Here is a 9,150-nt window from a genome sequence, read left to right as displayed (position 1 = left end):
TAAGATTTTAGATTCTAGATTTTAGATTTTAGATTAATAATGTTTGCTCATTATTATTTAAAGCTAAAACATAAAATAATAGATTATACTCTTCTTCTTTTTGGTGGTCTACAACCATTGTGTGGCATTGGAGTCACATCAACGATTTCACTAACTTCAATTCCTGAATTGTGAATAGTTCTGATTGCAGATTCTCTACCTGCTCCAGGACCTTTCACGTAAACCTTTACTCTTCGTAGTCCAGCGTCGTGTGCTACTGTTGAGCAATTTTCCGCAGCCATTTGAGCCGCAAAAGGAGTATTCTTCTTTGAACCTCTGAATCCCATTTTTCCGGCAGATGCCCATGAGATTACTTCTCCACTTTTATTTGTTAAAGAAATGATGATATTGTTGAAAGTCGCCTGGATATGTGCTTCACCAATTGCTTCAACTTTTACTTTTCTTTTCTTAACTGCTTTTGTCTGTTTTGCCATAATTCTTACCGATTATTTACTTGCTTTTTTCTTGTTAGCAACAGTTTTTCTCTTTCCTTTTCGGGTTCTAGAATTATTCTTCGTTCTTTGTCCTCTTAAAGGTAATCCCAGTCTGTGACGTATTCCTCGTTGGCAACCAATATCCATCAATCGCTTGATGTTTAGTTGTGTTTCAGAACGCAATTCACCTTCCACTTTGATGTTTTCAGTGATGTAGTTTCTGATCAATGCCAATTCATCGTCATTCCATTCGTTGACTTTCTTGTCTTCGCTGATGCCGGCTGCTTTCAAGATTTCAGAAGAAGTACTTCTTCCGACACCATAGATATAAGTTAAACCGATAACGCCTCTTTTGTTTTTTGGTAAATCAATACCGGAAATTCTCGCCATAATTTAATTTTAGCCTTGTCTTTGTTTAAATTTTGGGTTCTTCTTGTTGATTACAAACAGAACGCCTTTCCTGCGAACGATTTTACAATCAGCACTTCTTTTTTTGATAGATGCTCTAACTTTCATTTGATTTTGTTTAATTTTCCAACGGTTAAATGGAATCCTGTGATTACATTCCCTTTTGTTTAAATATTTAAATGACAAATGGAATCCTGCGATTTCATTTTGTTTCCGTTTATAATAATTCCCAGATTGCTCTGAAATTAATATCTAAATGTGATTCTTCCTTTTGACAAGTCATAAGGAGATAACTCTAATTTTACCTTGTCTCCAGGTAAAAGTTTAATATAATGCATTCGCATCTTACCAGAAATGTGTGCAATAAGTACATGCCCATTTTCTAGCTCGACACGGAATTGGGCGTTCGAAAGTGCTTCCGTAATAACGCCGTCTTGTTCAATATGTTTTTGTTTTGCCATTTATCTAATTACAAATTATTGTTTGTTCTAGACAATTTAGACTGCATTAACCCATCGTAATGATGATTCAACAAATACGTATTGATTTGCTGTACAGTATCTAAGATCACCCCGACCATAATCAAAAGTGATGTACCCCCGAAAAACAGGGCAAAACGATCGGTCTGAACAAACGCTCCATGCACAAGTGCCGGAAGGATTGCAAAGATAGCTAAAAAGATAGAACCTGGCAAGGTAATTTTTGACAAAATATCATCCAGATAATCAGCGGTTTCTTTCCCGGGTCTTACCTTAGGAATCAGTCCACCATTTCTCTTTAAATCATCAGCCATTTGATTCACCGGAATCGTAATTGCGGTATAGAAAAATGAGAAGATGATAATTAATAAAGCAAACAATACATTGTACTGCCAACTAAATACATTTTTGAATCCTGCTAAGAAGGTATTTGATTCATCAACTTTCGTTAATAATCCAGGAACAAACATTAAAGCCTGCGCGAAGATGATTGGCATAACTCCAGAAGCATTTACTTTTAAAGGAATCCATTGTCTTGCACCTTGCATTAAATTTTTATTTACCCCACCTCTTGCTTGCGCTCTACTTACATATTGAATAGGAATTTTGCGAACTGCGACCGAAAGAACGATTGCCAAAAGAACAACCAACATCCAAAACAGCACTTCAATAAGGATCATAATGGTACCAAAACCACCTTTACCTGTTTGAGTTGCAACTTCCTGAATGAAAGCACCTGGAAAATCAGCAAGAATCCCCACCATAATAAGGATGGATATCCCGTTTCCGATTCCTTTATCGGTAATCTTCTCTCCTAACCACATCGCGAATACAGAACCAGCGACCAAAATTACGATACTAGGCAACCAGAACATAATGGACTGCGGATTTACATAGTAAGCAGAAGCAAACTGTGCGTGCGGCAAGAACATCTGAGTGATTGAAGTAAGGTAAGAAGGTGCCTGTACCAAACAAACTGCAATAGTTAACCATCTTGTAATTTGGTTTAAGGTATTTCTACCACTTTCTCCATCTTTCTGCAATTTCTGAAGGTACGGAATTGCCATACCCATTAACTGCACAATAATGGAAGCAGAAATATAAGGCATAATTCCGAGCGCCATAATGGACGCCCGGCTAAATGCCCCACCTGTAAACGAAGAAAGCAAGCCAAGAAGTCCTGCTCCTTGCTTGTTGCCTCCCTGGTTTTTATAAATATCCAAAAGATTCCCTACCTCTGCCATGTTAATGGCCGGTAAGGAAATATAAGATGCGAATCTATACACTAGGACGATTCCAAGAGTAAAAAGTATCTTTTCTCTCAGTTCCTTAAGACTCCAAATGTTTTTTAGTGTTTGTATAAATTCTTTCATTGTAAATATTAAAGAGTAATTGCTTTACCTCCAGCTTTAGCAATAGCTTCTTCTGCAGATTTAGTGAATTTGTGTGCAGAAATTGAAATACCAGCTTTCAACTCTCCTCTACCCATAATTTTCACGATTTCGCTTTTTTTAGCTAAACCATTTTCTACTAATACTTCTTGAGTAATTTCAGTGATATTTTTGGTATCAGCCAAAAGTTGAAGGGTATCAACATTAATTCCTCTATACTCTTTTCTATTGATATTGGTAAAACCGAATTTCGGTAATCTTCTTTGCAAAGGCATTTGTCCACCTTCGAAACCAATTTTCTGAGAATAACCAGCTCTTGCTTGCTGACCATTGTGACCTTTCCCAGCTGTACCCCCTTTACCACTACCTTGTCCTCTACCGATTCTTTTCGTACTGTGAGTAGAACCTGCTGCAGGTCTAATATTATTTAAATTCATTATTTTTAGATTTGAGATTTAAAGATTAGAGATAAGAGACTATCATTATCAAGTCTCTTGGTCTCTTTGTCAATTTTCTATTTTTGTACTTCTAATAAGTGACCTACCGCCGCTACCATTCCTAGAATTGCAGGAGTATCGTCATGTTCTACCACTTGGTGAAGTTTTTTCAATCCTAATGCTTCAAGCGTTCTCTTTTGAGTTTTGGTTCTACCAATAGCGCTTCTTACTTGTTTGATTTGAATTTTTGCCATTGCTTTACTTATTAACCGTTAAACACTTTATTTAATGAAATACCTCTCAATCTTGCAATTTCCTCTGGTCTTCTGATATCCAATAATGCTTTGAAAGTTGCTTTCACCACATTATGCGGGTTAGATGAACCTTTAGATTTTGAAAGGATATCTTTAATACCAGCAGCTTCAATAACCATACGAACTGTACCACCAGCGATTACACCGGTACCGTGAGTTGCAGGTCTCAGGAAGATATCTGCTCCACCGTATCTTGCAGATGTTTGGTGAGGAATAGTATGGTTTACTACCGGAACTTTCACTAAATTTTTCTTTGCATCTTCTACCGCTTTTGCAATAGCTGAAGCAACTTCTTTAGATTTTCCTAAACCGAAACCAACAGTTCCTGCTTCGTCTCCTACAACCACGATTGCAGAAAATCCGAAAGCTCTACCACCTTTGGTTACTTTTGTTACTCTGTTTACTGAAACGAGACGATCTTTAAGTTCTAATCCTCCCGGTTTTATTTTTTCTATATTATCTAGTCCTAACATATTTCCGAAATTTAATGATTAGAATTTTAGTCCGCCTTCTCTCGCACCGTCAGCCAGAGCTTTCACTCTACCATGATATACGAATCCGTTTCTGTCGAACACTATTTTTTCAATTCCTACAGCTTTAGCTTTTTCAGCGATTGCTTTACCTACTTCTGCAGAGATTTCTGTTTTGTTACCTTTCGCATTCAACGTTCTAGATGAAGCTGAGGCTAAAGTTTTACCATCTTTATCGTCGATCAACTGCGCGTAAATTTCTTTATTGCTTTTGTAAACTGATAATCTTGGTAATTCAGCAGAGCCAGAGATTTTTCCTCTTACTCTTCTTTTAATTCTATTTCTTTTTTGTACTTTGCTTAGTGCCATGTTCTTAAGTTTTAAAATTAAGCAGATTTACCAGCTTTACGTCTTACAATTTCTCCAACGAATCTAACACCTTTTCCTTTATATGGTTCTGGTTTTCTGAAAGATCTGATCTTTGCAGCAACCATTCCTAATAATTGTTTGTCAAATGATGTTAAAGTAATGATAGGGTTTTTACCTTTTTCAGATAAGGTTTCTACCACGATTTCTTTAGGAAGATCCAGTACGATCCCGTGTGAGAATCCTAAAGCTAAATCTAATCTGTTTCCTTGATTAGATGCTCTGTATCCTACTCCTACCAATTCCAGTTTTTTGGTCCACCCTTCGGCAGTTCCTTGAACCATATTATTGATTAACGCTCTGTAAAGACCGTGTAATGCTTTATGTTGTTTTGATTCCGACGGACGGTCTAAAGTTAGAATCCCGTCTTCTTGCTTTAGAGTGATTCCTTCGCCTAACTGCTGTGTAAGTTCGCCTTTCGGTCCTTTCACAGTTACCAATCCGTCTTTTTCGGTTACGGTAACATTAGCGGGAATTTCTATAATTGATTTACCAATTCTTGACATTTTCCTTTGATTATTTATTAATAAACATAGCAGATTACTTCTCCACCAACTTTTTCCTGACGTGCTTTTTTATCGGTCATTACTCCTCTCGAAGTTGAGATAATTGCAATTCCCAAACCGTTCAATACTCTTGGAAGTTCACCTGAACCTTTGTATTGTCTCAAACCTGGTCTTGAAGCTCTTTGGATGCTTTTGATGATAGGTTTGTTGGTTGTTTTGTCGTACTTTAAAGCGATTTTGATGTTTCCCTGAACAGCGTTATCTTCGAACTTGTAGTTCAAAATATACCCCTGATCAAACAAAATTTTTGTAATCTCCTTTTTGATTTTCGATGCAGGAATATCCACCACTTTGTGGCCTGCGCTTTGTGCGTTCCTTACTCTGGTTAGGAAATCTGAAATTGGATCTGTTACCATTTTTCTATTTTAAATTATTGGTTTGTGATGAGCAGTTTTGAAAAGAGAGCCAAGAGCCAAGAACAAAGAGCCAAGATCGAAATCCTTTCTCTTTATTCTTTTTTCTTTTATCTAATAATCAACTTGATCATCTTGATTGTTCTAAATTATTACCAACTTGCTTTTTTCACTCCCGGGATAAGACCGTTGTTGGCCATTTCTCTGAAAGTTACTCTTGAAAGACCGAATGTTCTCATGTAACCTCTTGGTCTTCCAGTTAATTTACATCTGTTGTGTAGTCTTACTGGCGAAGCATCTTTTGGTAATTTTTGTAAGCCCAGATAATCTCCAGCTTCTTTCAAAGCTTTTCTTTTCTCTGCATACTTAGCTACCGTTGCTTCTCTTTTGCGCTCGCGCGCTTTCATTGATTCTTTAGCCATCTTAGTTCTTTTTGAAAGGCATACCGAAATGCGTTAATAGTGATTTAGCTTCTTTGTCAGTTTTCGCAGAAGTTACAAAAGTAATGTCCATCCCCTGGATTTTTTTCACTTTGTCAATTGCAATCTCCGGGAAGATGATTTGCTCAGTAATCCCTAAGTTGTAATTTCCTCTACCGTCGAAACCATCTGCTTTGATACCGCTAAAATCACGGATACGTGGCAAAGCTGAAGAAGTTAACCGGTCTAAGAACTCATACATTTGATTTGATCTTAAAGTAACTCTAGCACCTACAGGCATTCCTTTTCTTAATTTGAAAGCTGCTTCATCTTTCTTAGAAAGAGTTCCAACTGCTTTTTGACCAGTGATTGCTGTAAGTTCTTCGATTCCGTAATCAACAATTTTCTTGTCAGCTGTTGCTGCACCCAAACCTTGTGACACAACGATTTTCAATAATTTAGGAACCTGCATCACAGATTTGTACCCAAATTCTTCCATCATTGTAGGAACAATTTTCTCTTTATATATTTGTTTTGGTCTTGCTATATATTCCATCGTCGTTTAATTATAAAGTTTCACCGGTTGATTTAGCAACTCTCACTTTTTTATCACCTTCTACCTTACTTCCTGTTTTTGTTGGTTTACCGTTTTTGTCGATCAACATAACATTTGAAATATGGATTGATGCTTCTTTTTCTACAATTCCGCCTTGTGGGTTACCTGCTGATGGTTTGGTATGTTTTTTAACAATATTTAAACCTGCAACGATTACTCTGGCGTCTTTGCCTTCTTTTCTGATCACCTCAATAACCTCACCTTTTTTACCTTTAATTTCTTTCTTTCCGGTAGTGATGATTACGTTATCTCCTCTTTTGATTTTTAACTTTGTCATTTTCTGTAAATTTTAAAATTAAAGTACTTCAGGAGCTAATGAAATGACTTTCATATATTCTTTGTCTCTTAGTTCACGAGCCACAGGTCCGAAAACTCTGGTTCCTCTCATTTCACCGGTAGCATTTAAAAGAACACATGCGTTGTCGTCGAATTTGATGTATGAACCATCTTTTCGTCTTACTGCTTTTTTTGTTCTTACAACTACTGCTTTAGAAATAGTTCCTTTTTTTGCAGTTCCTTGTGGTGTAGAATCTTTGATAGTAACTACGATCTTATCACCAACTGAAGCATATCTTCTTCTAGTTCCTCCTAGAACTCTAATAACCAGTACTTCTTTTGCACCTGTGTTATCAGCAACTTTTAATCTTGATTCGGTTTGTAACATTACTTAGCTTTTTCAATGATTCTTACTAATCTCCATCTTTTACTTTTACTTAAAGGTCTTGTTTCAGTAATCAATACTGTATCGCCTTCAGTACACTCGTTGTTCTCATCATGAGCGGTATATTTTTTCGTTTTCAGAACGAATTTACCATACATCGGGTGTTTTACTCTCGTCGTTTCACTTACAACAATGGTTTTTTCCATTTTATTGCTAGAAACGATTCCGATTCTTTCTTTTCTTAAATTTCTATCCATGATAAAAGGAAAATTATGATTGTTGTTTTAGTGTTAATTCAGTTTCCAGTCTTGCGATTGTTCTTCTCAAGTCTTTGATTTGAATAGGATTTTCAATCGGGCTGATGCTGTGCGATAATTTCATTTTATAGAAATCTGCTTTCACTTCAACTAGTTTGTTCTGAATGTCTCCTGCGCTTAGATTTTTGATGTCAGCTTTTTTCATTTCTTTTAAGATTATTGAGGTTGAACAAAATCGTTAGCAACTACAAATCTTGTAGTAACAGGAAGTTTCTGAGCGGCAAGACGAAGTGCTTCTTTTGCAACTTCATAAGGTACGCCACCTACTTCAAACATAATTTTACCAGGTTTCACTACAGATACCCAATATTCCACGGCACCTTTACCTTTCCCCATCCTTACTTCGGCTGGTTTTTTAGTAATAGGCTTGTCTGGAAATATTTTGATCCATAACTGACCTTCTCTTTTCATATATCTTGTTGCAGCAATACGCGCTGCTTCAATTTGTCTTGCAGTGATCCAAGCTCCTTCATTAGCTTTGATCCCGAAAGTTCCGTATGCAAGTTGACTGCCTCTTTGAGCAATCCCCTTCATTTTCATCTTGTGAACTTTACGGAATTTGGTTCTTCTTGGTTGTAACATAATTTCTAGGAATTTTAGATTTTAGATTTTAGATTTTAAAAAAGTAACGGTCATTTAAAAAGTATCCTCCAAAATTTCATTAATTATTTTCTATCTCTTGGTCTTCTATCGCCTCTGTCTCCTCTGTCATTACGATCGTTACGATCTCCTCTTCCTGCAGGTGCTTTTTTCTGTTGTCCTACTAATGGGCTAAGGTCTCTTTTACCGTACACTTCCCCTTTCATAATCCAAACTTTCACTCCTAGTTTCCCGTACTGAGTAAGTGCTTCACCGATATGGTAATCGATATCTGCTCTAAAAGTTGACAATGGGATTCTTCCTTCTTTGAAAGATTCGCTTCTTGCCATCTCAGCTCCGTTTAATCTTCCAGAGATCTGTACTTTGATTCCTTCGGCTCCCATTCTCATGGTGCTTTGAATTGACATTTTCACAGCTCTTCTGTAAGAAATTCTATTTTCGATTTGCTTTGCGATACTGTCTGCAACTAAAACTGCATCGAGTTCAGGTCTTTTGATTTCGAAGATATTGATCTGGATGTCTTTATCCGTCAATTTTTTTAATTCTTCTTTCAATTTATCAACTTCCTGTCCTCCTTTACCGATAATTAATCCCGGTCTAGCAGTCGTAATTGTAATGGTTACTAATTTCAATGTTCTCTCGATGTAGATTTTTGAAATTCCACCTTTAGATAATCTTGCCTCAAGGTATCTTCTGATCTTGTAGTCCTCTGCGATTCTGTCTCCATAATCTTTACCACCATACCAGTTTGAATCCCATCCTCTGATGATACCTAATCTGTTACCAATTGGATTTGTCTTCTGTCCCATACCTTGATTATTTATTATCTTTAGTTCCTAAAATTAAAGTGATGTGGTTTGATCTTTTTCTGATTCTATGACCTCTACCTTGTGGTGCCGGTCTTAGTCTCTTCAATTGTCTTGCACTGTCAACCATAATTTCTTTTACGATTAAGTTTGCTTCTTCGATATCAGCACCTTCGTTCTTTGATTGCCAGTTAGCCATCGCAGAAAGAAGTACTTTCTCTAATTTATTTGAAGCATCTTTTTTGGAATATTTAAGGATACTCAATGCCTTATCTACTTCTACTCCTCTAATGATATCAGCTACTAATCTCATTTTTCTAGGAGAAGACGGGCAGTCATTATGTAACGCTTTTGCTACATCCTGGTTTGCTATTTTACGTGCCAATGCACTTTCTCTTTTTCTTGATCCCATGA

20 protein-coding genes are annotated in these 9,150 nt (G+C 36.7%); all 20 read right to left on the bottom strand.

Annotated features, from left to right (window positions below; all coding sequences use genetic code 11):
* Nucleotides 1–83: 83 nt before the first annotated feature.
* The 20 genes from rpsK to rplV all read right to left on the bottom strand — a co-directional run bounded on the left by rpsK (nucleotide 84) and on the right by rplV (nucleotide 9,148).
* Nucleotides 84–473, bottom strand: a complete 390-nt coding sequence (gene rpsK, locus QF004_RS03490; RefSeq protein ID WP_027376638.1) for a 30S ribosomal protein S11 — start codon at nucleotides 471–473, stop codon at nucleotides 84–86.
* Nucleotides 474–485: 12 nt separating this feature from the next.
* Nucleotides 486–863, bottom strand: coding sequence for a 30S ribosomal protein S13 (rpsM, locus tag QF004_RS03485; protein WP_133439512.1), 378 nt, complete (start codon nucleotides 861–863; stop codon nucleotides 486–488).
* A gap of 9 nt (nucleotides 864–872) precedes the next feature.
* Entirely contained in the window at nucleotides 873–989 is a 117-nt protein-coding gene (gene rpmJ, locus QF004_RS03480) for a 50S ribosomal protein L36 (RefSeq protein WP_007839480.1), read from the bottom strand.
* Between the two features lie 137 nt (nucleotides 990–1,126).
* Nucleotides 1,127–1,342: a translation initiation factor IF-1 gene (gene infA / locus QF004_RS03475; protein ID WP_031503426.1), complete on the bottom strand. Its 216-nt coding sequence runs from the start codon at nucleotides 1,340–1,342 to the stop codon at nucleotides 1,127–1,129.
* A gap of 8 nt (nucleotides 1,343–1,350) precedes the next feature.
* Complete coding sequence (gene secY / locus QF004_RS03470; RefSeq protein WP_133439511.1) at nucleotides 1,351–2,733, bottom strand: preprotein translocase subunit SecY; 1,383 nt, start codon at nucleotides 2,731–2,733, stop codon at nucleotides 1,351–1,353.
* 8 nt (nucleotides 2,734–2,741) lie between these two features.
* Nucleotides 2,742–3,188 carry a 50S ribosomal protein L15 gene (gene rplO, locus QF004_RS03465; protein ID WP_307422715.1) on the bottom strand — a complete coding sequence of 149 codons (447 nt, stop codon included), beginning with the start codon at nucleotides 3,186–3,188 and terminating at the stop codon, nucleotides 2,742–2,744.
* Between the two features lie 77 nt (nucleotides 3,189–3,265).
* Nucleotides 3,266–3,442, bottom strand: coding sequence for a 50S ribosomal protein L30 (gene rpmD / locus QF004_RS03460; RefSeq protein ID WP_133439507.1), 177 nt, complete (start codon nucleotides 3,440–3,442; stop codon nucleotides 3,266–3,268).
* Between the two features lie 11 nt (nucleotides 3,443–3,453).
* Entirely contained in the window at nucleotides 3,454–3,975 is a 522-nt protein-coding gene (gene rpsE / locus QF004_RS03455) for a 30S ribosomal protein S5 (RefSeq protein ID WP_133439506.1), read from the bottom strand.
* 18 nt (nucleotides 3,976–3,993) lie between these two features.
* A complete protein-coding gene (rplR, locus tag QF004_RS03450; protein ID WP_133439505.1) occupies nucleotides 3,994–4,341 on the bottom strand; it encodes a 50S ribosomal protein L18 in 348 nt (115 codons plus the stop codon).
* Nucleotides 4,342–4,358: 17 nt separating this feature from the next.
* Nucleotides 4,359–4,904 (bottom strand): 50S ribosomal protein L6, encoded by a 546-nt coding sequence (rplF, locus tag QF004_RS03445; protein ID WP_133439504.1) that lies wholly within the window; start codon nucleotides 4,902–4,904, stop codon nucleotides 4,359–4,361.
* Between the two features lie 17 nt (nucleotides 4,905–4,921).
* Entirely contained in the window at nucleotides 4,922–5,320 is a 399-nt protein-coding gene (gene rpsH, locus QF004_RS03440; RefSeq protein ID WP_133439503.1) for a 30S ribosomal protein S8, read from the bottom strand.
* 149 nt (nucleotides 5,321–5,469) lie between these two features.
* Nucleotides 5,470–5,739 carry a 30S ribosomal protein S14 gene (gene rpsN / locus QF004_RS03435; RefSeq protein WP_133439502.1) on the bottom strand — a complete coding sequence of 90 codons (270 nt, stop codon included), beginning with the start codon at nucleotides 5,737–5,739 and terminating at the stop codon, nucleotides 5,470–5,472.
* A gap of 1 nt (nucleotide 5,740) precedes the next feature.
* Entirely contained in the window at nucleotides 5,741–6,292 is a 552-nt protein-coding gene (gene rplE / locus QF004_RS03430) for a 50S ribosomal protein L5 (protein ID WP_133439501.1), read from the bottom strand.
* 10 nt (nucleotides 6,293–6,302) lie between these two features.
* Nucleotides 6,303–6,629, bottom strand: a complete 327-nt coding sequence (gene rplX, locus QF004_RS03425; protein ID WP_133439500.1) for a 50S ribosomal protein L24 — start codon at nucleotides 6,627–6,629, stop codon at nucleotides 6,303–6,305.
* 18 nt (nucleotides 6,630–6,647) lie between these two features.
* Entirely contained in the window at nucleotides 6,648–7,016 is a 369-nt protein-coding gene (gene rplN / locus QF004_RS03420) for a 50S ribosomal protein L14 (protein ID WP_133439499.1), read from the bottom strand.
* Entirely contained in the window at nucleotides 7,016–7,273 is a 258-nt protein-coding gene (rpsQ, locus tag QF004_RS03415) for a 30S ribosomal protein S17 (protein ID WP_088263399.1), read from the bottom strand. The genes rplN and rpsQ overlap by 1 nt, the downstream gene beginning before the upstream one ends.
* 10 nt (nucleotides 7,274–7,283) lie before the next feature.
* A complete protein-coding gene (gene rpmC / locus QF004_RS03410; RefSeq protein ID WP_133439498.1) occupies nucleotides 7,284–7,475 on the bottom strand; it encodes a 50S ribosomal protein L29 in 192 nt (63 codons plus the stop codon).
* Between the two features lie 11 nt (nucleotides 7,476–7,486).
* Nucleotides 7,487–7,912 (bottom strand): 50S ribosomal protein L16, encoded by a 426-nt coding sequence (rplP, locus tag QF004_RS03405; protein ID WP_133439497.1) that lies wholly within the window; start codon nucleotides 7,910–7,912, stop codon nucleotides 7,487–7,489.
* Between the two features lie 83 nt (nucleotides 7,913–7,995).
* Nucleotides 7,996–8,739 carry a 30S ribosomal protein S3 gene (rpsC, locus tag QF004_RS03400; RefSeq protein WP_133439496.1) on the bottom strand — a complete coding sequence of 248 codons (744 nt, stop codon included), beginning with the start codon at nucleotides 8,737–8,739 and terminating at the stop codon, nucleotides 7,996–7,998.
* A 7-nt stretch (nucleotides 8,740–8,746) separates the two neighbouring features.
* The gene (gene rplV / locus QF004_RS03395) at nucleotides 8,747–9,148 is read right to left on the bottom strand and encodes a 50S ribosomal protein L22 (RefSeq protein ID WP_125024494.1); all 402 of its coding nucleotides are present in this window, start codon (nucleotides 9,146–9,148) and stop codon (nucleotides 8,747–8,749) included.
* Nucleotides 9,149–9,150: the final 2 nt, after the last annotated feature.

It is taken from the genome of Chryseobacterium sp. MDT2-18 (assembly GCF_030815285.1).
In the GTDB taxonomy this organism is placed as follows: domain Bacteria; phylum Bacteroidota; class Bacteroidia; order Flavobacteriales; family Weeksellaceae; genus Kaistella; species Kaistella salivictor.
Note: the sequence above shows the minus strand (reverse complement) of the source record. Positions and strands in the feature narration are given on the sequence as shown.